Genomic DNA, 26,031 nt, shown 5'->3' on the forward strand with positions numbered 1-26,031 from the left:
ATTGTAACAAAACTAGGCTATTACTTCAGTACTAACCTTTTCATTTTCTACTTTGACGTTTGCTTCTAATTCCGTTACTGGTAAAGGTTTGTGGAAAATCCACACGATGAACATATTAATCAACATTGCCCCTAAACCAACAGCTATCATTCCCCAAATGTAGGGTGCTGGGCTTATGCTACCATACATACTGGCAAAATACGCTTGTACAGAATAATACATTGGTGAAATGTAGCTCATCCATTCATACGGTGCGTACATCATGTCACGCGAGATAGTGGCCCCATTCGCTAATGTTTGTATTAATAAAATCGGTAGATTTAAAATCATACCGCCTTCACCTATTAGAAATATGAAAATTGCAGTGAAATTAAACGCTACCATGTAATTCAATACTTGGTGGGCTAGAAGACTTAGTAATATGTCGCCACTTGGCTCATTTACTAAATATGTAACACCAGCAGCAGCAAGTGAAGACACAACTCCAATTAATAATGCTGTTAATTGTACATATATAAATAACCGAGTTTTACTAGCTTTCCCACGGCTCGCTTTAAATGATCCAACTAACTGCATTGCACCGATCATTGCACCTGTATAACCAGCCATCGTTAAGAACATCGGTAGCATATTATTATGCATACCATCTGGAACTTCATTAATTGTTATGAAATTTCCTACATAGGAGTTCTCAATCATATCCGCCATTTCAACAGCTTGTTCTTCGGGAACGTTAAAATTCATTAACACACCTTGTGCTGTTTGTTGTGAAAACTGTGCACTTAGTTGGTTATTAATTTCTGTTACAATCGAAGTCATTGTTGAAGAAACAACTGTTGCTCCAGCCTCGTTAACCGTAAAGTCAATACTTGAGGATATTTCTCCGTTTTCCATATCCGCTGAGAATGTTTTAGGGATATGTACAACTAAAGCTATATCATTTTTTTCTAATTCTTTTAATGCTACTTTATTTGTTATATCTGTTTGGATTTCTTCAAATGGTAGTTGCTCTCCTAGATTTTTTGCGATCATTTTACCATATTCACCTTCATCATCATTAACAATGGCTACCGGTAATTGATCAATATTCCCTGGTATAGCTGTATAACCTGGCAAGAAAATACCTAACATGGCAACTGCATAAAATATTGCCATAAAAATCGATGCAATTGCACCTTTAGTTTTTAAAAACTCTACAAATTTCATTCTTTGCTTCCTTCCTCATCTTAAACGGGTTTAGTTTAACACCCTCACAAAAGTACTCTAATAAAAGTACTTTAATTAAACCATATTGATACATTAATCTATTTTACTTTTAAAATCAAATATAAAATTTTTAAATTCATCTATTTGTAATATAAATATGTCTAAAAAGTGGAGGGAAGTGATACTTTTTAGACACATTAAATGAGGCAGCCGAAGATAGTTAATCTTCGGCTGCCTCATTTAGTTTGCTTTCAGTAGTAATTCATATCCTTCTTTAATATTCCCATCTATTACAGTCGTGTGATAGTTACCTTTTGCCCAATCATCTACTTGGCTATGATACCATTCGGATTTCATGTGACCACTTTGTCCTGGCCCTACAATATGATATGTCTCATTTAAATTAGCCAAATCTGCAACAAATCGCCAGGACGCTCCGTGATCCACTTTTCCATCCTCTCCATAACCAGCTGCTTGAACGGTAATATTGGATCCTCCAATTGGTACCGGGTCTGGATTTAGCAGATAAGCTAAAATGGGAGAAGCCCCTCCTAGTGGATGATCAAAGGTTAGCTGGTGGTAATCTCCCCATTTCCATTTCTTTTCATTCGAACCAAATTCCTCAGATATTTCTTCTGTAGCTTCTACAAATGAATCATATACCCATTTGTCTACACCACCGTACGATTCTAGCCAAGCACTTTGCTCGTTATTGTAGCCTTTTCTTAGTAATTGATCCGAAATATTACCTTTACCAGGTAGCATCGAATATACATCTTCAGGCATTTCTTTCTCTAGCAAAGTTTGAGGTAGCTCCTTCATCCACCTATGAAATACGAGTGGCGCTGCTTGATCTTTATCATCGACTTGATCCCACTGCTTCAGCAAAGTAAGAATTTCTTTATATTTACCCTCGGCATCAAGGTTTTCAACTGATTCAAGCATTTGTGTCAAAAACTCTTTAGCGTATAAATTCGTTTGGTCCATTTGTAAAATCATCATATCTTCTTTAGTGAGGTCTGATTTACTTTCAAGTACCTCTGCTATTCGCTCATATCGATACGATTGAGCCCAAAAATTAGTAATGTGATATGGATAGGAATTATCCACAACCTCATTGTTTGCAGTTGCTATAAAGCCTTCCTCTGGGTTCACAACTATTGGAAGTTCGTCATAAGGAACAAAGCCTTCCCAATCGTAGTCGGCAGAGTCTCCAGGTACGGGCAATTGACCATCCCCCGTCTTCCTTAGAGGTATCTTCCCATTCGCTTTATATGCAATCGTCCCATCTTTGGCAGCAAACACAAAGTTTTGCGCTGGTGCATGGAAGTCCTCCAAAGCTATTTCAAACTCTTCCCAGCTCGATGATTTATTCATTTTTATAATTGCTTGTAATTCTAGCGTAGGTTCTAACGCGGTCCATTGCATGGAAAATAATGCAGATGCTTCCTCATCTTTGAATAAGACATCCGAAATAATAGGACCATGTCTAGTCACTACTACTTCAAATGGTACATCCTCCTGTCCTTTAACTTTAATAGGGGAAGGACGAACTTCCGCCTGCTCCCATTCCCCTTCGTATAAGAATTGTGTACGGTCATTTGGATTTGGTGTTTCAATATAAAGATCCTGTACATCCGGTCCTACATTGGTCACACCCCAAGCAACCTCTTCGTTATGGCCCAGAATGATGCCGGGTATTCCAGCAAATATAACACCGCTCACATTTTGCTCTGGCGATTCTAAATGCATTTGATACCACACAGATGGTGTACTCAATCCTAAATGTGGGTCATCTGCAAGTAAAGGAAGCCCACTAGCTGTCTTTTCCCCACTCACTACCCAGTTATTACTACCATTAAATTCGTTCGGTAGAACCGACGAATCAAAGTAATCACTTACATTTACTGGTTTACTTATATTCGCCTCTATAATTGATTGGGCATTATCGGGATAAGTTATAAAAAGCTCCTTCGCTTTTTCTTCATCCAATTCGTTTAAAGCCCAATGTCTTATTGCAAGTGTCGACCAGTTTCCACCTAAGTCATACGCCATGTACTTCCCAATCGCTAGTGAGTCAGTTGGAGTCCACTCTTCTGGTTCATAACCTAATAATTTAAATTCATAGCTTAATTTATTTTCTTCTTTTGCAAATTCAATGAAATCATTGACCCCTTCTGCATAGAACTTTAATACTTCTTTTGCTTCCTCACTATATCCATCATAAGATTTCTCGGCAGCATCACGTAAGCTGAAGGTTAAGAAAAACTTATCTGTATCTACAGCAGATTCCCCAACAACCTCTGCCAAACGCCCACTAGCCTGCCTTCTAGCCAAATCCATTTGAAAAAGCCTATCTTGTGCTTGCACAAATCCTTGCGCTCGGTAAAGATCAGCATCTGATTGAGCTGTAATATGCGGAACTCCGTCTGCATCACGTACTACTTTTACATCCGAGTCCAATACCTCCATCGCAAGTTCCCCTTCAATAATTGCTTTCGTGCTAGACAAATACATGTTCAACCCAATAACGACAATAACTGCTAAAGTAACAATAGTACCTATTATCCAAGCAGTTATCTTCCACCCTTTTCTCATATACCTTGCCCCCCTTTGTTCCTTTACAGTATTCGACATTATTAGAAATTCACCTTCCAATAATATTCTCGTATAGCACAAAAGCTGTTTCTATCGTTTCCAAAGTGCTTTGGAGATTTGTAGCTTATTATTAACAGTTAATTTTTGGAAATAAAAGATGTAAAAACTTCTAATAATAAATCTACTTACTAACTCATAAAATGGCTGTATTTAAATCTTGAGAAACACTTACACCATTGATTGCAGTGGATGGCGGTGAAGGTTCCTCTCTCCCCCCGTGGAAAGCGTCCGCCTGAAAAGGAAATCAGCAATATCGCTTTATTCTTTAAAGTACTATGAACACTCGTTTCCACACAATACCCTTATAATTTCTTAATAAAAAAACCCATGAATAATTATATTCATGGGTCAGGGCTTGTATTAGTCTATATTTTCTCCAACAATTTTCACTTCTAGCTCTAGCTCGACGCCAAAGTTTTCTTTTACTGTTTCTTTGACCATTTCAATCGTACTAATATAATCAGTTGCAGTAGCATTATTTTTATTGACGATAAACCCGGCATGCTTCGTGGATACCTCTGCTCCACCAAAGCCTTTACCCTGCAAGCCACTGTCTTGAATGAGCTTTCCTGCAAAATATCCTGGTGGTCGTTTGAATACACTACCAGCAGAAGGGTATTCTAATGGTTGTTTCGATTCTCGTTGAAAAGTAAGATCTGCAATTTTTGCATCGATCTCTTCTTGACTTCCTTTTTCCAATAAAAACTCAGTCGATAATACATAATAGCCTTTTTTCGTAATAATACTTTTTCGATATCCTAGCTCTAATTGCTCTTTGGAAAGAACAAGTTTTTCTCCTGCCGGAGTTAGCACTGTACATTGTACAATTACATCTTGGATTTCTCCGCCATATGCTCCTGCATTCATCGCCATTGCTCCACCAATTGAGCCGGGAATACCACAGGCAAATTCTAAGCCTGTTAGGGATTTTTGTGCTGCCGCCTTTGATACATCAATTATATCAGCACCACTCTCGGCAATCACACTGTTACCATCAATTATAATTTTGTTTAAATTTTCTAGTCGCAGTACAATTCCTCGTACTCCACCATCACGAACGACCATATTTGAGCCGTTTCCAAGTAATAATAACGGTATATTATGTTCATATGCATATTGAACGACAAAGGCTGCCTCGTCCTGTGTGGAAGGTGTAACAAACAAATCTGCCTTTCCACCCATTTTAGTTACTGTGTGTAAATTCAATGCTTCATCTATTTTAATATTTTCCGGATTTAATTTTTCGTTTAAGCTTTGAAACCATTTTTGTTTATTCAAAGAGAGACAATCCTTTCTACTTTAACCTGTTACCCTTACATAGTATGCATTTTCACTCATAATATATCAAGCGAAAATGCTATAACCATTCTTTAGACCAAGTCTCGATTCCACCAACTACTTCTTTTAGCGCAAGACCTTTCTCCGTCAAGTTATATTCTACCCGTATAGGTACCTCGGAAAAGACAGTTCTTTCAACTATTCCCTCTTTTTCAAGTTCCTTTAAACGCTCTGATAACAAACGGCCACTTATAGGAAGTGACGACTCAATTTCATTAAATCTTTTTGCTCCATCCATTAGTTGATACACGATTAGCGCGGTCCATCTTTTTCCCAGCAACTCCATTGCCTTTGATAAACGTGGACATAATAACGTTTCTTTCATCTGATTCACCTCTATTACTTCCTATTATATTCTTTTCTGCTCACTTTGTAAAATTAAGTAATTTAATTACTTGACGTAACTAAGATATTAATCTACATTTAGTTACATAAAGTAACTATTTGTTTACCTTTTAAAGAAAACAGGTAATTTAAATTATGGTTTTATTATATTGTTTCGAAACAATAACTCTTGATTTCAAAACAATATTGTTTTATACTAAAAAAAACAATTCTTAGGAGGAAATTAACAATGACAAAATTTAATCTTGACGCTGCACATTCTACTATCGACTTTTCAGTAAAACACATGATGGTTTCAAAAGTAAAAGGATCATTCACTAATTTTACGGCAGACTTAGATGGTAATGCTGAAGATTTAACCGGTGCTACAATTAGCTTTGACATTGATGTAAAATCAATCAACTCAAACAACGAGGATCGTGATAACCACTTACGTTCTGGAGATTTCTTTGATGCAGAAACCTACCCAAGCATCAAATTTGTGGCAACTAGTATTAAGAAAACAGACGATGGTGAATATGACGTAACTGGTGACCTTACGATTAAAGACGTTACTAAACCAGTAACATTTGACGTTCAATATGGTGGTAAAGGTACTAATCCATGGGGTCAAGAAGTAGTAGCTTTCTCTGCAGATACGAAAGTAAACCGTAAAGAATTTGGTTTAACTTGGAACCAAGCATTAGAAACTGGTGGCGTTCTAGTTGGTGAAGACATTAAAATCACTGTTGAACTTGAATTAAACCCTGCTCAATAATTCTTGTAAATGCAAAAAGCTATCCTTTTGGATAGCTTTTTTGTTTTGTACTATTGAAACCACCTGTTCACAAGTTTAATACCGCCTAAAATTAACGGAATATTAAGAAATATATTACATACTTTATATTGATAAAAAAATGTGTTATTGTATGAATTATCTTATTTTCTGAAAGGACGGAATATTATGTCGCAAATGCTCGCTTTGGTTATTGTCGTTGCTATTTTATTTATTGGAGACTTTGTTTCCATACGGACTAAGGCTTGGATTCCATCTGTCTTCGTAGCTGCTGTTCTTTTCATTATTGGTTATTGGACATTCTTCCCCAAGGAAATCGTTTCGATAGCTGGTGTACCACCAGTAGTTGCAACTATGATGATTTATCTTCTAATCACAAATATGGGTACATTACTTTCTCTTAAACAATTAAAAGAACAATGGAAAACTATATTAATTTCATTAGCAGGAATTTTAGGTATAATTGTCGCATTATTCGCAATTGGAACTGTATTATTTGGAATTGAAACTGTCATTGTTGCAATTCCTCCATTAGTAGGAGGTGTCGTTTCTGCTCTCATCATGTCTGAAGGTGCTGCGAATGCGGGTCTTACCACTTTGTCAGTTTTCGCAATTGTCATCTACGTTATGCAAGGATTCGCCGGGTATCCACTTACTTCAATCGTTCTAAAAAAAGAAGGAAAAGACCTTCTTCAAAAGTTCCGTATTGGCGAGATTACTATTGCAGGACAAACTAACAGTGAAGCAGGAAAATCAAAAGAAGAACTTAAAATGTTTAGCAAGTTGCCAGCCAAATATAATACGGATTATTTTAAGCTGTTCCGTCTAGCTTTCATCGGCTTCCTTGCTTATGGGGTATCTACTCTTTTAAATCCTATTATAGAAATCAGTCCTTTTGTACTGTGCTTGTTATTTGGTATTATCGCGGGAAGTATTGGTTTCTTAGAAAGAAATGTCCTACAAAAAGCAAACAGCTTCGGTATCTGTATCTTAGTTTTAATGCTCTTTGTTTTCGATGCTCTGAAAAATGCTACTCCCTCAATGATTATGGAACTTCTTTATCCACTTGTAGGAACAATTGTTATAGGGGTAATCGGGATGTACATCTTCTCCTTCATCATCGGAAAACTCCTAAAAGTTAGCAAAAACATGGCCTTTGCAGTTTCTTTAACAGCACTTTACGGATTTCCCGCTGATTACATCATTACAAATGAAGTTATTAAATCTTTGACAGAGGATGAAGAAGAAAGAGAAGTTTTAACTAGTCACATGCTTCCTCCAATGCTTGTAGGAGGATTCATTAGTGTAACTATCGTATCTGTTATTCTAGCAGGTATTTTCGTAGGATTCTTATAAGGAGTGTTTGAAAAAAGTCAAAGAACATATTGAACAATGATTATATATGGAACGGCATTACAATTAACGGAGGGAACAGCATGATTAACAATAAAATAAAAGAATCAATCAAAAATAATAATGAAGAACTAACTCAATTACGTAGAAAATTGCACAGCGAGCCTGAGCTATCATTTGAGGAATTCAAAACAACACAGTTTGTATGCGAGTATTTAGATAATCTAGGAATCTCTTATCGAAAAACTGAACCTACCGGAGTTATTGCAGAAATTAAAGGGGCAACAGGAGGAAAAACTGTCGCTCTTCGAGGAGATATGGATGCCCTTGCTGTTCAACAGCTTAACAAGCACGTCCCTTATGCCTCTAAAATAGAAGGTAAAATGCATGCATGTGGTCATGATGCACATACATCTATGCTATTAATAGCAGCAAAGGCACTTTCAGAGGTAAAAGATCAGCTTCCCGGTAATGTACGCTTCATATTCCAGCCAGCAGAAGAAATAGCGCAAGGTGCAAAGGCTATGGTTAACCAAGGCGCTATGGAGAATGTTGATAATGTTTTCGGCATTCATATTTGGTCTCAAATGCCGACAAATAAGGTTTCTTGTACCCCAGGTCCTTCTTTCGCTGCAGCCGATATCTTCAAAGTGACATTCAAGGGCCGCGGTGGTCACGGTGCCATTCCAGAGGCTTGTATCGATGCAGCTATTGTTGCTTCTTCCTTCGTTATGAACGTTCAAACAGTTATTTCAAGAACTATTGACCCACAAAGCCCCGCTGTTCTAACAGTTGGTAAAATGGTCGTTGGTACACGATTTAATGTAATTGCGGAGAATGCAGAGATAGAGGGAACTGTCCGTACGTTCCAGCCTGCTACCCGAGACCATATTGAAAAATCTATTACCCAGTATGCAGAAAGTGTAGCAGCAATTTACGGAGCAACTGCTGAAGTAGAATATATAAGAGGCACAGATGCTGTAGATAATGATGAAGAAAGTGCTAAACTTGTCCAACAGGTGGCTTCAGCTGCATTTGGACCAGAAGTAGTTTACAATGAGAAGCCGACAATGGGTGGAGAGGACTTCTCTGCATTTTTAACAAGAGCTCCTGGTAGCTTTGCATTTGTCGGTAGCGGAAATCCTGAAAAGGATACAGAGTGGGCTCATCATCATGGTAACTTTAATATAGATGAGGATGCACTTTCTACTGGCGCTGAACTATACGCGCAGTACGCTTGGGCATATTTGAATAAATAAAGTCTTAAAATGCATTCGGGTAGAGAAAACAGATTCGTAGTTTTCTCTGCCCTTTTTTGCGAGTAGATTATTATCTGATCTTTGAAACTATTTATACAGAAAATCGTATATACTTATATAAAAGACTTGGAGGGATATTTATGGAAAATTTTATAGGATTAGTGGCCGTGGTTATGGTTTTTTCTATACCGCTTACTGCAATTTGGACAACCCATCTACGAAAGTCGCAGAAAGTGAAATTAATAATTGTAAAAGATGAAATTGAACTAGAAAAACTCAAATATAATAACTTTTTACTAGAAACGGAAAAAATGCGAATCGATCTTCAGCAAAAACAAGAAAACTTGCTAGGAAGCTCAGATCCACTTGTTTTAGATTTGCAAAAAAGTGTACAAACGGAGACAAAAACTATATCTACTTAAAACAATCGTGCAGATTTTATTCCGCACGATTGTTTTTTCGAAGAATTATTCCTCACCCCTATCCTTCTCAGTCGCTACTTTACCAATCCATCGATTACAATAGAAATAATCTACTAAACGAAATGGAGTTTACTATGAAAACATCTACCAAAGGATTTTTCCAACTACTTAAAAGTCTTAAATGGCCAGTAAAGATAACAATTATAGCGATTGTTCTATCTCTCTTAAGCACTGTTATTGGATTAATCGTACCTCTTGTTACAAAAGATTTAGTTGATACGCTAACAACTACTGCTTTTAATTGGAAAATGATTGGCGTTTTACTCGTCGTATTCCTTTTACAGGCGATATCCGGCGGATTTTCATTTTATTTATTATCTTATATCGGTGAATTTATCGTAGCGGATCTTCGTAAAAAACTATGGAGCAAAGTACTCCATCTTCCTGTTCCCTACTATGATCAAAATGAAAGTGGCGAAACGATGAGTCGTATTACACAGGATACGACGACGTTGAAATCACTTATTACGGATCATTTAGTAAATTTCGTATCTGGAATTATTACAATTATTGGGTCCGTTATTATCTTATTTTTTATTGATTGGAAAATGACATTAATCATGCTTATTAGTGTTCCGCTAAGCATAGCGATCATGATGCCACTCGGCACGATGATGCATAAAGTATCAAAATCTACCCAAAAAGAAATGGCTTCGTTTTCAGGACTTCTAGGACGAGTGCTATCTGAAATCCGGTTAGTCAAATCTTACCGTGCGGAGAAAACGGAAACTGTTAGTGGAAATGAAGCCATTCAAAATTTATATCGATTTGGCTTGAAAGAAGCGAAAATACAAGCGTTCATCTCCCCTTTTATGACACTCATCATGATGGCAATTTTAGTCGTTATTTTAGGCTATGGCGGTTTACAAGTGTCTAAAGGAATCTTATCTGCCGGAGATCTTGTTGCGATCATCTTTTACTTAGTGAATATTATTGTTCCTTTTGCACAGATGGCAACATTCTTCACCTCTTTCCAAAAAGCAGTTGGAGCAACGGAGCGTATCCAAGAAATATTCCATATGGATGCTGAGGCAGTAGAACTAGAAGCACCAAAACCTTTAAAAGATGGAGTTATAACATTTGATGATGTCTATTTTTCTTATGGCCCCGAGAAGAAAGTAATAGATGGAATTTCCTTAACAGCTCATCCAGGAACCGTTACTGCTTTTGTCGGACCAAGTGGTGGAGGAAAAACAACTATTTTCTCCTTGCTAGAACGATTTTATGACCCCGATTCTGGAACCATTTTATTTAATGGATCACCTATTACCAATTTATCTTTACATGCCTGGCGCTCTAAAATTGGCTACGTCTCTCAGGAAAGTCCATTAATGAGCGGTACTATTTTATCGAATATGACGTATGGAATGACGGAAGATCCTCCGATGGATAAAATAATCCAAGCTGCTGAGGCAGCGAATGCTACAGATTTTATAGAGGAACTGCCAGACAAATACGACACACTTGTTGGAGAACGCGGCATCAAGCTATCAGGGGGTCAACGTCAACGGATAGCTATTGCACGTGCACTCTTACATGATCCCAAAATATTATTATTAGACGAAGCAACCTCTAACTTAGATAGTGGTTCAGAAGCATCCGTACAAGAAGCGCTCGAACGTTTAATGAAAGGTAGAACCACCTTAATCATTGCACATAGACTAGCAACGATTATTCACGCCAACCAAATATTCTTTTTAGAACAAGGAAAAATTACAGGTAGCGGTACACATGAAGAGCTGCTTGCCCAACACAATCTGTATCGAGAGTTTACTCACGGACAAGGTTTATCTTAATCGGACTGTAACAACATGAAAGAACGATCAGACTTGTATACACTAGTAACTCCGAGAAAATTGCCCAAAACTAAAACCCTGGCAACTTGTCATTTTTTCGTTGCGTCATTGCTAAACTAAGAAAGTTACACTGAAATAGTGTTGTATTTTAGTGCTTTTCCATCATTACTTTCATAATGAATGCTTTCTATGTTTTTCTTACTAGAATATGGTATCTTATTTATATAATTGGATTTGTTTTCCTTTTCATTGGCTTAGGAGGGGGTGTAGATTAGATGAACCTAGGACAATTGATCAAGTTAGAGCGACAGAGACAGAATATAAAGCAAGAGGCATTGGCTATTGGTATTTGTGTCCCTTCTTACTTGAGCAGAATTGAAAACGGATTAGTCATTCCAAGTGAAGACATAAAACATCATATTCTGATGAGATTAAATATTTCTTTAGACTCGTTGAATAGCAATCAAAATGAAAAAAAGATTGTTCAGTTTAAATTACAGTTCAAGCAAGTACTAAATTCTCGAGATAAAAAGTTGGCTAAAGAGCTTTTTTCTGAAATTCATCTTTATATCGTGGAACATCCGCTAGAGGAAGAAAGACTAACGCTCCTTTTATTAGAAGCTCGCTTGATGCTTATGTTACCTGAAGCATGGGATATGAAAAGTAATGTCTACATTTTAGAAGAATTCAAAAAAGAAATGTCGATTGAACAGTTGTTTTATCTCTACACAATTCAAGGTATTACCGCATATCAAGATAATCAGTTTAGCCAAGCCTCTCATATTTTTAAAGAAGTTTTTCAATTGATAAAAGGCTTTCGAATGGAAGACTGGGAGATGGCAGAACTATATTACATATCTGGGTTATCTCTTTTATCTGAATCTCGCTACATTCTAGCTATCGATTATGTAAAGGAAGCCATTTCCTATTTCAATCAAGAGATTTTAATCGAACGATCACTTGAGTGTTTAATAATCCTTGGGATTGCACAAAAGAATACCGGTCTCTTAAAGGAAGCCCTCGCTACTTTTGAAAGGGCGAGAGATATCAATTCAAAAATAGAATCCTCTGAGTTCAATGGCATGATTGAGCATAATTTAGGCTCTTGTTACTCGCTACAAAAAGACTCTCATCAAGCATTGCAGCACTTTTTTTATAGTTTAGATGCAAAGCATGGCCCTAATGATAAAGTTGTGACTATTTTATCTATCTTGAAGGAATATCACAAAAATGGTGATTTACAGAATGCATTAGTATGGTTGCAAAAGGGTCTAGAGATTTCTGAGCATCTATCTAATAGCAAAAAGGAACTTTATACAAACCACTTCTCCGTATATGGAGCGATATTACTGGAGAAACAAGAGACTATCGCTATTTTCAAGAAAGCTTTGGATTATTTCGGTGGTAAGCAGGACTATAAAAACTGTATGATTTATTGCCACGTTTTAGCTAAGCGATTAGCTGAAACTAAACAATATAAGCAAGCGTCAATTTACTACGATTTAGGTTTTCATTTTCATTTGAAGCTATCAAAAGTATCTAGTTGGGAGGAATTGTCATGAAAAAAGTTGTATTTGGGGTTCTACTTTGTTTCGTTCTATTCGCACTACCGCTTTTAAGTTCAAACCATCTTGCAGAAGATGACAAGCCAAAAATCACTTCTGTTGGCGAATTTATCTAAACTGAAAATCAGATTTAGTGAAACATAAAAACGAGTCCTCCTCAAAAGATGGACTCGTTTTATCTGTTAAATATATTAAATACTATTAGCTTTAGGAACTCTTATTCAACCGCCACTTCTTCATCCACAATAATATGCTGGCTGTATACCTCTACAAATTCCAAGGTTTCCTCAATATTGTCGACAAGCTCAAAGACGTCGAGAATCATTACGAGCTTTATCGTCGTTTCTTCTCCAAAAATGTTTTTATAGGTGATATCTTTATAATGTGCCTTTACTAGTGGATCAACATCCTCTATTTTTGCAGCGCGTATGATATTAATGGTCTCTTCATAGATTTTGTTAGACACGGTTTTGGATAACGAAATGTGTTCAAACAATAATTTAACTGAAAAAATTTTATACATTGTGCTCACCTCTTACTTATAACTCTATTATGTGAGCACTTGGAATGCTATATATTTCATGTGTGAAAGTGTCGCAGGAAATATGCACTTAAACCACATTTTTTGTTCTTACTTTCATCGTTTTTGTTAGTTTATATATTAAACTGACTTTCATATAGCTCGGAGTAGAAACCTTTTTGTTTCAGTAGCTCTGCATGTGTTCCAACCTCGATTAATTCACCATGGTGAATGACTAAGATTTTATCTGCGTTTTCAATCGTTTTTAAACGATGGGCTATGACAAAACTAGTACGTCCTTCAGAAAGTCTATTGAGCCCTTGCTGAATATCTATCTCCGTTTTCGTATCGATGCTTGAAGTTGCTTCATCTAGGATTAGTATATCTGAATCTGCTAAAATGGCACGAGCAATCGCTAATAATTGGCGCTGTCCTTGACTTAAATTAGACCCATTCCCAGCAATCTGCGTGTCATACTTATCAGGTAAATGCTTGATAAACCGATGAGCAGATGCCAGTTTAGCAGCTTCTATTACTTCCTCATCAGTTGCCTCCAGTCTACCGTAGCGAATATTTTCTAAAATGGAGCCTGAAAACAGAAAGGTATCTTGTAAAACAATACCAATTTTTTCACGAAGCTTACTTATTTGATATTCACTGATGGACCTCCCATCGATTTTGATGTTTCCAGAGTCTAATTCATAAAAACGCATAAGCAAATTAATAATTGTAGTTTTCCCCGATCCTGTTGGACCTACTAAAGCAATCTTTTCTCCTGCTCTAGCCTCGAAGCTAATATTCTTCAAAATCGGTTTTCCAGTATCATAAGAAAAGTGAACTTCGGAAAATGTAACGTCCCCTTTTAAAGTATCTATTGTAAGTGCGTTCTCCTGGTTTTGAAGATCCGGAGCTTCATCCATAATTTCAAATACTCGCTCAGCTCCTGCTATAGCAGACTGAAAGGTATTCAATAAAGTTGAAAGCTGATTAATTGGTCTAAAGAATTGTCTTGAATAATTAACAAATGCTGCAATTATACCGACTGTCGCCAATTCTTGTACTGTCATCACTGCCCCAATTCCAATAATTAAAGCAAGACCTAAATTGTTGATAAAGTTGTTGATAGGTCCTAGAAATCCCGATACAGTATCAGCAGCAGTTGCTGAGTGACGAAGTCGTTCATTAACTATCGAGAACTTGTTGAAATTCTTTTCTTCTTGCCCAAAAAGGGTAATTACTTCATTTCCTGAAATGGCTTCTTCTATAAAACCATTTAGCTCACCTAAATCACGTTGTCTTTTGATGAAGTTGCTACTACTATAGGTGATTATCTTTTTCGTTGTGAAAATAACTAATGGAACCACTAACAGTGACACTATAGCCAACACCCAGTTAAGCATAAACATCGCTATCGTTACACCTGTCACCATCATTATAGTAGAAATAATTTGAATCACACTTTGACTTAATGCGTTATTCAAACTTTCAATATCATTCGTAACGCGACTCATAAGGTCTCCATGCGTACGTTTATCGAAAAACCGCAATGACAGAGTTTGAAACTTTTCATATAAATCCTGGCGTAGTGACCTAATTGTTTTCAAAGACACTCGAACCATTAAAAAGTTCTGTAGCCAAGTAAACATAGCAGCTGCCGTGTACACAATTGCTAATATTACTAAGAAACGTAGTGTTCCGTCCATATCCTTTGGAATTATATACTCATCAATGGTGACACCAATCATATAAGGAACCAACAAGTTTAATAAAGTAGAAATTACAACCAATATAATTGAAACAACAATAGCAATTTTTTGTTTCTCCATATATCGCCAGATTCGTTTTATCGTACCCTTTTTATCTTTTGCTTTCTCTACCGGTCCACCAAATCCTCTTGGGCCTCTTGCACGACCTATTGCATTAGAGGCTGGTTGAGCTGGAGCTTTACTCATAGGAAAGGACCCCCTTTCCACTTTGCGTTGCATAAATACTACAATAAACCTCACTCGCTACAAGCAGCTCTTCATGTGTACCACTTGCTACAATCATTCCATCTTCCATTACAAGAATTCGGTCAGCATTTATAATGGAAGAGACTTTGGATGATACGATGAATACAGTTGTATCCGATAGATACTGTCCAAGTGCTTGTTGTACCTGAACTTCAGATATTGCATCTATTGCTGAAGTTGAATCATCTAAAACTAATATATTCGGCTGGCGTATGAATGCCCGGCTCATGGATAATCGTTGTTTTTGTCCTCCTGACAAATTGGTTGCCCCTTGCATAAGCTCATGCGCAAACTGGTCTTCTAATTTTTCTATAAACTCACTTGCCGCTGCTGAGTTTGTCGCTTTTTTCATCTCTTCTAAGGTCGCTTCTTCTTTTCCAAAGCGTATATTCTCCTCTATTGATCCTGCAAATAACGTTGCATTCTGCGGTACAAACCCAATTAACCCTCGTAACTTCTCAATAGAATACTCTTTTATATTTATCCCGTTGATCAATACCTCTCCTAAATCAGGGTCATACAATCGAGGGAGAAGTTTGATAAGCGTTGACTTCCCACTTCCTGTTGGTCCTATAATTCCAATCGTTTCTCCACTATTCACATGAAAGGAAATATCCTTTAATACATATTCTCCATTTTTACTATAGCTAAAGTAGACCGATTTAAACTCTACCTCGCCCTTGATATCATTCTCCGATACAGGGTTTACAGGATCAGTTATATCAATTTTTGTTTCCAAAACTTGTTGAATTCGACCAGCAGAAGTGAACGATTTCGTAATTTGCATTAATACATGACTACTCGATACCAATCCGTTCATAATAATAGTTAAATAGTTGATGAACGCTAAAATAACACCGACCTGTAGTGTTCCCTCATTTACTTTGATGGCACCCATCCACATTCCAATTACTACTCCAATATTAACGATAAATAGCATAACGGGCATTAGTGTAAGAATCACCTGTTCTGCCGACATATTACGTTTCGTTAACTCTTCATTTACACGTTTAAATGCTTTTATCTCATAATCTTGTCTATCAAATGCTTTAATCACACGTATACCTGCAAACGTTTCTTGAAGCTTCGTATTCACTTTGTCCATAGCTTTTTGTACTCTCGCAAATAATTTACCTGTTTTATAAGAGAAAAAGTAGATTAAAACCATTAAGATAGGAATAACAACCAATAGCACAGGAAATAACTCTCTAGCTGTAAACCAAACAATCGCAACTGCTCCTATAAATAACAGCGGTCCCCTTACAAAAACTCGAAGTGTCATCATAAGTGCCTGTTGGACAGCAGTGATGTCATTTGTCACAATCGTTATTAATTTTCCCACACCAATATTGTCCATATTTTTACTTGAAAACTTCTCTGTCATTTTGAATACATCTCTTCGAATATCAGCAGCAAAATTTACTGCAGCTCTAGTACTATATATCGTACATCCTGCTCCACCTATCAGCCCAATGACTGCTGTTACAAGCATTAGAACACCTAATTTCACGACATAAGCTGTATCATCATTAGCAATACCATCATCAATAATATGTTGCATGATTGTCGGGGATAATAAATCCATCGCCACTTCAATACACATAAAAATTGGTGCTAAAATAGCAAAAAGCATATATGGTTTAACATAAGGAAGTAATTTCCTAAAGGATTTCATAAAATCTCACTCCCTAATAGTCCTCTGTCTGTAATCGTTCTGTTATTTCTTTCATAAACGCAATAAGTTTTGGCGAATTCTCGGGAGTGCTCCGGCTTTGCTTTATCGCCTTTCTAAGCTCCGCCTCCCACAAATCGATTGTCTCTTTTAAACGAATAGCTTCTTCAGAGTTTTGCCAGATCCACCGAGCCTCCCAGTTGCTCCAAAATGCTCCCTCTTTACGGTTTGCAAACTCCTGCAAGCGACTTTTCCCCTTTTCTTGAATGCAATAAGTCTTTTTATCGGATGAAGGTTCGAGTTCTATCATTTCCTGCTCTAGCAATTCTTGAAGTGCCGGGTATACTGTTCCCGCACTGGCTGAATAATGTCCTCCCGACCTAATTTCTAATTGTTTCATTATTTGGTATCCATGCATCGATGCTTCCTCCAATAGATGCAAGATTGCCATTTGAACAAATCCTCTACGCTTTTTCATGTAAACCAACTCCTTCACTTATATCGATAATATTAATCGATATATCGATTAAAAACAATAGTAAAGGAGTTACCCAATATAATTTAGGTAACTCCTCTGTGATCAAACTATTATGGAATCGTATATTCCAATTACTATCAGTCGACATATTCAACTTTTTCTAATGGTTCAAATGCTGGGCCTTCTAGTACGTCTCCCTTATAACTAAATCTTGAACCATGACATGGACAATCCCATGAACTTTCCGCATTGTTAAAAGAAACATTACAGCCCATATGTGAACAAGCAGGTTTAACAAGGTATACTTTTCCTTGGTCGTCCTTATAAGCCCCTACCTTTTTACCATCCATCATTATTATATCTCCACTACCGGATTGTATATCCTCTAGCTTCAAATCTACCAGTTCTGTTTTCCCTTTAACTAGTTCCTTTGCAACACTTGCATTGGTCTTTGCGAAGCTTGTTATATCTTCTTTTTTCAGTTTAGAGCGGGCTGGGTTATAAAGTTCTATATAGCGGTTTTCCCTTTCCAATACAAGATCAGCCATGATTCTTGCGGCAACAGTACTGTTGGTCATTCCCCATTTTGCATATCCCGTTGCTACTAATACATCTGACTTTCCTGCTGTCATCGCACCGACATATGGTAGCTGATCTAAAGTGACTAAATCCTGAGCAGACCAGCGATAATCATAATTTTTCACTTTAAACTGTTCTCGACCAAAAGCTGCGAGGGTTTCGTAATTTTCATTTGTATCGCCTTCGAAACGGCCAGTTACATGACCTTCTCCACCAATCATCAAATACCTTTTTCCATCATTGCCTAATGCAGTTCGTACAGATCTTGTCGGTTTCTCTACATTTATATACATACCTTTTGGATAATTAGTCGGTGCGATAGAAGCTAGTGCATAGGAACGTTCTGAATGCATTCGCGCAAAGTATAATCCATCTCCATCATTAAATGGGAAATGACTGCATACCAATACTTTGTTTGCACGTATTAGCTGACCCTCCATCAATTCTACTGTATTAGACTTAACCGTCTTTGCACGAGACTCTTCAAAAAATTCCACACCATTTTCAATTGCTTTTTCCATTAATGCCTTTGCGTATTTTATCGGATGGAACTGACCTTGCCCCTCTAGTTTAAGTGCTTGCTTCACTGTATAAGGTAGTCCCGTATCCTTCGTCAGGGCTGCTCCTTCTATGCCAAGAGTATTGTAAGCTTCCATTTCCTTTTCCACTTTTTCTATACCAACCTCGGTATCTGCATAAATATAGGCGGGCATCGTTTCATAGTCACAGTGTATGCCCAATTGTTCAATTGTTTGTTTGATAAACTCTTTGGCTTCTGTATTTGCATCATAGTATAACCGTGCCTGTTCTTCTCCAAAGGTAGTAATTAGTTGCTGATAGATGGGACCATGCTGGGCTGTCACCTTGGCAGTTGTGAATCCCGTAGTTCCTTCCAATATCCGACTACCCTCCACCACTGTCACCTTTCGACCGCTACTACTCAGCAAATATGCTGCGGTAATTCCTGTGAGGCCAGCACCGACAATGACAATATCCGTTTCGATATTATCGTTTATTTTAGGGAATAGTGGAAGGTCATTAGTTGCTCTCCAGTAAGATTTAGATTCCTTAGGTAAAATTTGATCTGACAATGTATTTCCTCCTTTTTCTACAGTGTCTATCTATTGATGAAACTTTATTCAATATTTTGCGTATAACAGAAAAACAGTTTTTAGTTAGGGGAATGAGCATGGATACTTTTGGGTTCTTCGTTGCAGGGATGCCTATATTTTTTGTGGTAGTATTTTTATTAATTTTTGGGCTTATTATTTTCACTATTATTAAGGGTTTAACGCAGTGGAGTAAGAACAATAACTCACCTAAGTTATCTGTGCCTGCACAGGTTGTGACTAAACGCTCTAAAACGAGCGGTGGTGCGGGCGATAGCTCAGCATCGACTTACTACTATGTTACTTTTCAATTTGATAGTGGCGATCGTTTGGAATTGTGTCTTAGTGGCTCAGATTATGGAATGCTAGCAGAGGATGATTTAGGTGTACTGACTTTCCAGGGTACAAGATATCACTCATTTGAAAGAAAATAAAAACGTGCAGGTTCAATTTGAGCTGCACGTTCTTTTTATTTTTGTTATCCTTCTTCAGCCACTTTTTGTAGCGCACCAACGAATGTTTCTGTTGGTTGAGCTCCTGAAATAGCATATTTGTCGTTTATAACAAAGAAAGGTACTCCACGGACTCCGATTTGTCCTGCTTTAGCGATGTCTATACGTACATCTGCTAAATACTCTTTGGAGTTTAAGACTTTTTCTGCTTCTTCCCTTGATAGGTCAAGTGATTCGATCAGATCAAGCAGTACATCATTATTTCCAATTTCTTTCCCTTCGATAAAGTAAGCATGCAATAATAACTCATTTGCCTCTTTTGCTTTACCTTGTGCAGATGCCCATTTTACTAATCGATGTGCATCTAATGTGTTAGCAGGCTTCATTGCATCAAAATTATAATCTAGCCCAACTGTTTTCGCCTGTTCTACTACACCAGCTGTCATCGTTTTCGCAGCTTCCACCGTAGAGCCGTATTTTTCTGCTAGCACCTCGTACATGGTTTTATTTGATTGCTTTGGTGTATTTGGGTCTAATTCAAAGCTTTTAAATTCTACTTGTGCTTGTGAAGTAAAACCAGTTTGTTCTAATGCTTCTTCTAATCTTCTTTTTCCAATATAACAAAAAGGACATACGAAATCGGACCAAACTTCAATTTTCATTTTCATCATCACCTCTTCTACATTGTAATAGGAACAAATCTTGAATTCAAAATTACTGCTTGCTGTATAATTATCTTTTTTTGCAAGTAAATACCCTTTGAGCGAAAGTAAACAACATGTCAAACCAAGTAAATGCTTTTAGAGATTATCCCACTACCAAGAGTGTGAATTTTAGAGGATTGTGCGTTTACTGCATGATATAAAAAAAACGATGCAAATTGCACCGTTTTTTGGTATTTCTTATTCAGTTAATGCTTCTGTTAAGGCTGGTACAACTTGTTTTTTACGAGATACTACACCTTTTAGAAGGGCAGTATTGTTTTCAAATTTCACGCTGAATGCAGCTTCTGCTTTTAATGCTAGTTTTCCAAGAGCTAATGCTACAGAATCGTTGTTTAGGATATCTGTTACGACAAAGAAGAATAGATCCAATTCTTTTTCTTGGATTTCACGAGTGATTAACTCTTCTAGTTCCACTTGACGATTCATCACATCGTTGACATCTACTGCGTTTACTTGCGCAATGACTACCTTAGATTCACCCATACCAAACTCTTTCGCATCTAGCGTAAGTAGGTCCTCTAAGCTCTTATCACTTAAGTCTGCTCCTGCTTTTAGCATTGCAAGCCCGTACTCTTCTACATTAACTCCAGCAATTTTCTCTAACTCTCTTGCAGCTGTTATATCTTCCTCTGTGCAAGTAGGTGATTTGAATAATAATGTATCTGAAACAATTGCAGAGAGCATTAATCCAGCAATATTTGCAGGTACTTCTACGCCTTTTTCTTTATAGATTTTATTTATAATAGTTGCTGTACAACCTACTGGCTCTGCACGATAGTATAGTGGATCGGCTGTTTCAAAGTTTGCAATACGGTGGTGATCGATTACTTCAGTTACTTGAACTTCTTCGATACCATCTGCGCTTTGTTGTTTTTCATTGTGATCAACTAAAATAACTTTTTTTGCTTCTGTTGAGACGTTTTCTATTAATCTCGGTGCTTCTATGCCGAATTTTTCTAATGCAAACTTTGTTTCATTATTTAAATCGCCTAAACGAACCGCTTCTGCTTTCACACCAATCTGATTTTTTAAGTGTGCATAAACGATAGCAGATGTAATTGTGTCTGTATCAGGGTTTTTATGTCCAAAAACGAGTACTTTTTCCATGAATAATCCTCCTAAAATCTATTTCCGACTATATTTTATCATACATCCTGTGTGTCATTGAAAAGTAAATCCGCTAATTTATGCTTTTGATGTAGAAAATCTGCCAGTGTATATCCGTCTAACACCTGTAGATAGGCATTAAGCGCTAAACGTAACGCTCCACGTAATCCACAAACTGATGTAATAGCACAACTATTCGACTGACAATCAAAGCATTCTACAAGATGGAAGTCGTCTTCTGTATGTCGTACGACTTGTCCTATATTAATAGCTTCAGGCTCCATTGCTAAACGGATGCCGCCACCTCTTCCTCTAACTGTATCTATATAGCCAAGTTTCCCAAGCTCATGGGTTACCTTCATCAGATGGTTTTTCGATATACCATAAGCATCCGATATAGCTTGAATTGTAGAAAGTTTTTCTTTTTCTTGCGCTCCAAGGTATATTAACACGCGAAGTGAGAAATCTGTATACATAGTCATTCTCATATTGCCACCGCCATTCTTCCATATCATTATAACGATTTTGACAACATTGTGGTATAAATGTGTCTGATTTATTAAAGATGTATTTTAAATATTGCTTTTAAATATGGACAGGAGTATATTGTGTTTGTAATCAAATAAAAAGGACGTGTTCATAAATGTTATCCCAACAAACAATTGATATCGTAAAATCTACAGCACCAGTTTTAGAAGTACACGGTGTAGCTATTACCACTGCTTTTTACAAAAATATGTTCGAAGCTCATCCAGAATTATTAAATATATTCAATCATGCAAACCAAGCAAAGGGACGTCAACAAACTGCTTTAGCGAACACAGTTTATGCTGCTGCTGTTCATATCGATAACCTTGCAGCAATCATTCCTGTAGTTAAACAAATTGGGCAAAAACATGTAAGTTTGGGTATTAAGCCTGAACATTATCCAATCGTCGGAGAACACTTACTTGGTGCTATTAAAGAAGTACTTGGTGATGCAGCAACGGATGATATTATTAATGCATGGGCAGAGGCATACGGAATAATCGCAGATGCGTTTATCGGTATAGAGGAAGAAATGTATACGGAAACTGAATCTAAACAAGGTGGTTGGAGATTCTTCAAAGACTTCGTTATTGCTGACAAAGTAAAAGAAAGTGATAATATTACTTCATTCTATTTGAAGCCTGCAGATGGTTCTGTATTACCATCTTATGAGCCTGGTCAATTTATCACGATTCGTGTTAGTATCCCTGGAGAAAAATATTTGATGAACAGACAATATAGTTTATCAAAAGCAACAGATAGTGAATCTTTCCGTATTTCTGTTAAAAAAGAGGATGAAAATAATCCGGAAGGTAAAGTATCTGTTTACCTTCACAATAATGTGAATGTTGGAGACAAAGTAGAGCTTACTGCACCAGCTGGAGATTTCATTTTAGATCCATTAAAAACAACACCAGTAACATTCGTAAGTGGTGGCGTTGGAATCACACCAATGATGAGTATGTTCGAGACGATTGCGAAAAACAATCCGAGCCGTTCTGTATCCTTTATCTATAGTGCCCGTAATGAAAACTTACATCCATTCGATAAAGATATTCGTTCTTTGATGGAAAACATGGATGATGCAAAATATATATCGCTTTACTCTGAAACTGGGGATGGCTTTATCACAAAAGATGTTCTTAAAGAACATGCTAATATAAACGGCGATATTTACGTATGTGGTCCAGCAGGATTTATGGAAGCTATGATCAATCACTTATTAGAGCTAGGAGTTCCAAATGAAAATATTCACTTCGAATTCTTCGGACCAGCGATGCAATTAGAATTAGTGAAGGCCTAATATTTTTTTAAAAGTGTTACTTCTATTTGAAGTAACACTTTTTCAATTTAGGAATAATTTTACTTATGAATAGATTTTAAGTTTTGTTTACTTATCAACAATAATGTTATAATTAGGATATAATTCATACTTTGAGTAGAAATGAGTGAAAATGTTTAATGCCCAAAAATTCTGAGAGCAAATATATTCCGTTGGCCGACTTTTTTAAACAATCGACTAACAAAGAAATCACATTAACATACGCTGAAATCGAAGCAATTATTGGGCATGTTCTTCCTAATGCTGCTTATTTAAGTAGTAGTTGGTGGAAAAAAACGAAGCCACCTGCGCTCCATTATTTTGCATGGACAGATTCTGGATATTCTGTAAAGAGCGTTGATCTTGGAAAAGCAATTCATTTTCATAGTGTTTTACATGAGACTGATGAACGGAAATCCGATGATAACAGCAATAAGGATATCCTTATTATTCGTGAAGCAGATTTAGAGGATGCACGTCCTTTTATAAACTTACAGGAAACCATTTTTGCAGAAACAGATTTTATGTTATTCGGAAAATCTGATAGACAATTAACAGTTCAAAGTATCCGCAAGAGCATGAATACATGGAAAACTTCACCTAACTCTATTTTGCTTTTAGCTATTATGAACGGTCAATATGCAGGCTATGTACAATTTATAGGAGGTCCAGCTCCACGTGCTGTACATCGAGCTTCCGTGGTTATAGGGGTTAAACAAGCCTTTTCTAAAAAGGGAATTGCTTCTTCTCTAATGATTCAAGGAGAAAAGTGGGCAAAAGGATCTGGTATTTCTAAACTGGAACTTACTGTTATTAAAGAAAACATCAATGCCCAAAAGCTGTATAAGAAGCTTGGGTTTGAATTAGAGGGTACACGAAAAAACGCATTAATTATTCATGACCAATTCGTAGATGAATACTATATGGGAAAACAGATTTAGAATCTGATTTAACATCCTCTTAGAAATACCAAGCAAAAAGACAGGCCCTGCCCTTAAGGTCAAAACCTGTTTCTTCGTTTTCGAAGGGCTTCGGACATACGATTCGTTATATTATTACCGAGTGAATTTTTAGTGATATTGGTTGAGACGTTCGTCACAACCAATATCACTTTTTTCGGTAATCTTATGGCGTTTGTCCCGCATTAACGGGCAGTAGATAACTGCCCGTTAATGCCCGAATGGTTCAACTAACAATTAGTGGGGGATGAAGCGCCACTAATTGAAGTTTCACTTTATCTGTCCCTCTCCCTCCTACAACTCTTAGAAACAGGTAAGTGTGTTTTTGCATAACTAGAGAAAAGCTACTTTCCTATTCATAGAGGAAGCTCTCGAGATGAGTGATGCAGATAAGACATCACAGACGAACGCATAAGCGGCGGTGATGGCTTATCGCTCACCTCGCGGAAAGCGTCCGCCTGAAACGAAAATCAGCAGTACTATTCAATTGTTTAGTACATGAACCAAGTGTTCCATTCTATATTTTTATATACTATATTATTCTCTAACAAATACTTCCAATAGTTAGCTCCTGGAAGTCTCTTTATTTGTGAAAAGGAATTTGTAACATAATGTCGAATTGTTACTGAGATGGGGGGAGTAGTATGTTGGATTTTAAAATCAATAAAGATTGTTTTAACAAAGCAGTTTCAGATGTTAGTAAGGCAGTGTCGCCGAAGTCACTTTTACCAGTCTTATCGGGCATTAGGATAGTGGTCAATAGTGATCATATAATCCTAAGTGGAAGCAATTCTGAAATTGCTATAGAAAGGGTTATTCCATTAACATTGAATAACTATAACGTATTGGATGTTATTGAAACAGGTAGCGTTGTCTTATCAGCAAAACATTTAAGTGAAATCGTAAAAAAGTTACCCAGTGACATTCATATAAAAATGCAGGAGAAACAATTGGTAGCTATACAATCGGAAGAAATCATAATCCATTTAAATGGTTTTAGTTCGGAGGAATATCCTACTCTTCCAGACATCGATTTATCAAAACACATAAGTATCCCAAGCAATAAACTGTTAGATATTATAGACCAAACTTTGTTCGCTGTTTCTAAAAACATGTCTAGACCAGTTTTGACAGGTGTAAATATTACCTTATCCGCAAATGAAATTTCATTTATCGCAACTAATTCACAACGACTAGCTTCCCTAAAATTAGCATTAGAAACAAGATTTGAAGGCTCATTCATTATTCCTGAAACAAGTTTACGAGAGCTTTCTAAGTTAATTAAAAATGAAGTTCATATGATTACTATTTATTTTTCGGAAAAGTATGCAGTATTTAAATCTGAAAGTCTGACACTTTTTTCAAACCTTATAGAAGGTAGTTATCCCAACACATCGGGATTGTTCCCAAAAGAGTCTAAAACAATCATTACTTTAAACACCAAACAATTTTTACAAGGTATTGATAGAGCCTGCCTTTTTGCAAGTGAGTGGAGAAATAATAACGTATATCTAGAAATAGAAAGTGAAAATAAAATTAAAATTTCATCATACTTCTCTGAGATAGGATTAATAGAAGAAACACAACCTATCGAAGAAATCACTGGGGAGACGGACTTAAAGATTTCACTTGATGCAAGTTTTTTAATGGACGCTTTAAAAGCGATTAAAGAAGAGGAATTTAGATTGAGTTATAGTGGTTCAATGGGTCCGATATTAATCGATTCAATCAATAATCCTTCTTATATCCAACTAATTTCACAAGTACGTACAAACTAATACTTTACATAACA

24 protein-coding genes are annotated in these 26,031 nt (G+C 36.7%); 11 read left to right on the forward strand and 13 right to left on the reverse strand.

Features of this window, described 5'->3' with window-relative positions; genetic code table 11:
- Nucleotides 1-12: 12 nt before the first annotated feature.
- The 4 genes from KD050_RS08415 to KD050_RS08430 form a co-directional block, all read right to left on the reverse strand.
- The gene (locus tag KD050_RS08415; RefSeq protein WP_211895723.1) at nucleotides 13-1,206 is read right to left on the reverse strand and encodes a YhgE/Pip domain-containing protein; all 1,194 of its coding nucleotides are present in this window, start codon (nucleotides 1,204-1,206) and stop codon (nucleotides 13-15) included.
- A 240-nt stretch (nucleotides 1,207-1,446) separates the two neighbouring features.
- Nucleotides 1,447-3,804 carry a penicillin acylase family protein gene (locus KD050_RS08420; RefSeq protein WP_235753949.1) on the reverse strand — a complete coding sequence of 786 codons (2,358 nt, stop codon included), beginning with the start codon at nucleotides 3,802-3,804 and terminating at the stop codon, nucleotides 1,447-1,449.
- 420 nt (nucleotides 3,805-4,224) lie between these two features.
- Nucleotides 4,225-5,142: a UDP-N-acetylmuramate dehydrogenase gene (murB, locus tag KD050_RS08425; RefSeq protein WP_211895725.1), complete on the reverse strand. Its 918-nt coding sequence runs from the start codon at nucleotides 5,140-5,142 to the stop codon at nucleotides 4,225-4,227.
- 79 nt (nucleotides 5,143-5,221) lie between these two features.
- Nucleotides 5,222-5,527, reverse strand: coding sequence for a winged helix-turn-helix transcriptional regulator (locus KD050_RS08430; RefSeq protein WP_093537533.1), 306 nt, complete (start codon nucleotides 5,525-5,527; stop codon nucleotides 5,222-5,224).
- Nucleotides 5,528-5,776: 249 nt separating this feature from the next.
- On the opposite strand from KD050_RS08430, the gene KD050_RS08435 reads away from it, so the two are divergent.
- From KD050_RS08435 to KD050_RS21380, 7 genes are all read left to right on the forward strand, one after another.
- Nucleotides 5,777-6,304 (forward strand): YceI family protein, encoded by a 528-nt coding sequence (locus KD050_RS08435; RefSeq protein WP_211895726.1) that lies wholly within the window; start codon nucleotides 5,777-5,779, stop codon nucleotides 6,302-6,304.
- A gap of 186 nt (nucleotides 6,305-6,490) precedes the next feature.
- Nucleotides 6,491-7,678 (forward strand): hypothetical protein, encoded by a 1,188-nt coding sequence (locus KD050_RS08440; RefSeq protein WP_211895727.1) that lies wholly within the window; start codon nucleotides 6,491-6,493, stop codon nucleotides 7,676-7,678.
- Nucleotides 7,679-7,761: 83 nt separating this feature from the next.
- Nucleotides 7,762-8,934 (forward strand): M20 metallopeptidase family protein, encoded by a 1,173-nt coding sequence (locus KD050_RS08445; protein ID WP_235753983.1) that lies wholly within the window; start codon nucleotides 7,762-7,764, stop codon nucleotides 8,932-8,934.
- A 140-nt stretch (nucleotides 8,935-9,074) separates the two neighbouring features.
- Nucleotides 9,075-9,356: a hypothetical protein gene (locus KD050_RS08450; RefSeq protein WP_211895729.1), complete on the forward strand. Its 282-nt coding sequence runs from the start codon at nucleotides 9,075-9,077 to the stop codon at nucleotides 9,354-9,356.
- Nucleotides 9,357-9,490: 134 nt separating this feature from the next.
- On the forward strand, nucleotides 9,491-11,212 hold the full coding sequence (locus tag KD050_RS08455) for an ABC transporter ATP-binding protein (RefSeq protein ID WP_235753950.1): 1,722 nt from the start codon (nucleotides 9,491-9,493) through the stop codon (nucleotides 11,210-11,212).
- 275 nt (nucleotides 11,213-11,487) lie between these two features.
- Nucleotides 11,488-12,774 carry a helix-turn-helix transcriptional regulator gene (locus KD050_RS08460; protein ID WP_211895730.1) on the forward strand — a complete coding sequence of 429 codons (1,287 nt, stop codon included), beginning with the start codon at nucleotides 11,488-11,490 and terminating at the stop codon, nucleotides 12,772-12,774.
- On the forward strand, nucleotides 12,771-12,893 hold the full coding sequence (locus tag KD050_RS21380; RefSeq protein ID WP_255553765.1) for a hypothetical protein: 123 nt from the start codon (nucleotides 12,771-12,773) through the stop codon (nucleotides 12,891-12,893). The genes KD050_RS08460 and KD050_RS21380 overlap by 4 nt, the downstream gene beginning before the upstream one ends.
- Nucleotides 12,894-12,994: 101 nt before the next feature.
- Here the strand turns inward: KD050_RS21380 and KD050_RS08465 are convergent, their stop codons facing one another.
- The 6 genes from KD050_RS08465 to KD050_RS08490 all read right to left on the reverse strand — a co-directional run bounded on the left by KD050_RS08465 (nucleotide 12,995) and on the right by KD050_RS08490 (nucleotide 19,129).
- Nucleotides 12,995-13,300, reverse strand: coding sequence for a DUF4288 domain-containing protein (locus tag KD050_RS08465; protein WP_211895731.1), 306 nt, complete (start codon nucleotides 13,298-13,300; stop codon nucleotides 12,995-12,997).
- Between the two features lie 131 nt (nucleotides 13,301-13,431).
- Nucleotides 13,432-15,123 (reverse strand): ABC transporter ATP-binding protein, encoded by a 1,692-nt coding sequence (locus KD050_RS08470; RefSeq protein WP_235753984.1) that lies wholly within the window; start codon nucleotides 15,121-15,123, stop codon nucleotides 13,432-13,434.
- A 118-nt stretch (nucleotides 15,124-15,241) separates the two neighbouring features.
- The gene (locus KD050_RS08475; protein ID WP_211895733.1) at nucleotides 15,242-16,984 is read right to left on the reverse strand and encodes an ABC transporter ATP-binding protein; all 1,743 of its coding nucleotides are present in this window, start codon (nucleotides 16,982-16,984) and stop codon (nucleotides 15,242-15,244) included.
- A 13-nt stretch (nucleotides 16,985-16,997) separates the two neighbouring features.
- The gene (locus KD050_RS08480; RefSeq protein WP_211895734.1) at nucleotides 16,998-17,459 is read right to left on the reverse strand and encodes a PadR family transcriptional regulator; all 462 of its coding nucleotides are present in this window, start codon (nucleotides 17,457-17,459) and stop codon (nucleotides 16,998-17,000) included.
- Nucleotides 17,446-17,607, reverse strand: coding sequence for a hypothetical protein (locus KD050_RS08485; RefSeq protein WP_211895735.1), 162 nt, complete (start codon nucleotides 17,605-17,607; stop codon nucleotides 17,446-17,448). The genes KD050_RS08480 and KD050_RS08485 overlap by 14 nt, the downstream gene beginning before the upstream one ends.
- Entirely contained in the window at nucleotides 17,597-19,129 is a 1,533-nt protein-coding gene (locus tag KD050_RS08490) for an FAD-dependent oxidoreductase (protein WP_211895736.1), read from the reverse strand. Before KD050_RS08490 ends, KD050_RS08485 begins: the two co-directional genes overlap by 11 nt.
- A 98-nt stretch (nucleotides 19,130-19,227) precedes the next feature.
- On the opposite strand from KD050_RS08490, the gene KD050_RS08495 reads away from it, so the two are divergent.
- Nucleotides 19,228-19,581, forward strand: a complete 354-nt coding sequence (locus KD050_RS08495; protein WP_211895737.1) for a DUF2500 domain-containing protein — start codon at nucleotides 19,228-19,230, stop codon at nucleotides 19,579-19,581.
- A gap of 44 nt (nucleotides 19,582-19,625) precedes the next feature.
- On the opposite strand, the gene KD050_RS08500 is transcribed toward KD050_RS08495, so the two are convergent.
- From KD050_RS08500 to KD050_RS08510, 3 genes are all read right to left on the reverse strand, one after another.
- The gene (locus KD050_RS08500) at nucleotides 19,626-20,261 is read right to left on the reverse strand and encodes a DsbA family oxidoreductase (protein ID WP_211895738.1); all 636 of its coding nucleotides are present in this window, start codon (nucleotides 20,259-20,261) and stop codon (nucleotides 19,626-19,628) included.
- A 240-nt stretch (nucleotides 20,262-20,501) separates the two neighbouring features.
- Complete coding sequence (locus KD050_RS08505; RefSeq protein ID WP_211895739.1) at nucleotides 20,502-21,431, reverse strand: manganese-dependent inorganic pyrophosphatase; 930 nt, start codon at nucleotides 21,429-21,431, stop codon at nucleotides 20,502-20,504.
- A 38-nt stretch (nucleotides 21,432-21,469) separates the two neighbouring features.
- Entirely contained in the window at nucleotides 21,470-21,919 is a 450-nt protein-coding gene (locus tag KD050_RS08510; protein WP_211895740.1) for an RrF2 family transcriptional regulator, read from the reverse strand.
- A 155-nt stretch (nucleotides 21,920-22,074) separates the two neighbouring features.
- On the opposite strand from KD050_RS08510, the gene hmpA reads away from it, so the two are divergent.
- The 3 genes from hmpA to dnaN all read left to right on the forward strand — a co-directional run bounded on the left by hmpA (nucleotide 22,075) and on the right by dnaN (nucleotide 26,017).
- Nucleotides 22,075-23,262 (forward strand): NO-inducible flavohemoprotein, encoded by a 1,188-nt coding sequence (gene hmpA / locus KD050_RS08515; protein WP_211895741.1) that lies wholly within the window; start codon nucleotides 22,075-22,077, stop codon nucleotides 23,260-23,262.
- Between the two features lie 158 nt (nucleotides 23,263-23,420).
- Nucleotides 23,421-24,221, forward strand: coding sequence for a GNAT family N-acetyltransferase (locus KD050_RS08520; protein WP_211895742.1), 801 nt, complete (start codon nucleotides 23,421-23,423; stop codon nucleotides 24,219-24,221).
- Nucleotides 24,222-24,883: 662 nt separating this feature from the next.
- Nucleotides 24,884-26,017 carry a DNA polymerase III subunit beta gene (gene dnaN, locus KD050_RS08525; protein WP_235753951.1) on the forward strand — a complete coding sequence of 378 codons (1,134 nt, stop codon included), beginning with the start codon at nucleotides 24,884-24,886 and terminating at the stop codon, nucleotides 26,015-26,017.
- The last annotated feature ends 14 nt before the right edge of the window (nucleotides 26,018-26,031 follow it).

The organism is Psychrobacillus sp. INOP01 (genome assembly GCF_018140925.1).
Taxonomy (GTDB): Bacteria; Bacillota; Bacilli; order Bacillales_A; family Planococcaceae; genus Psychrobacillus.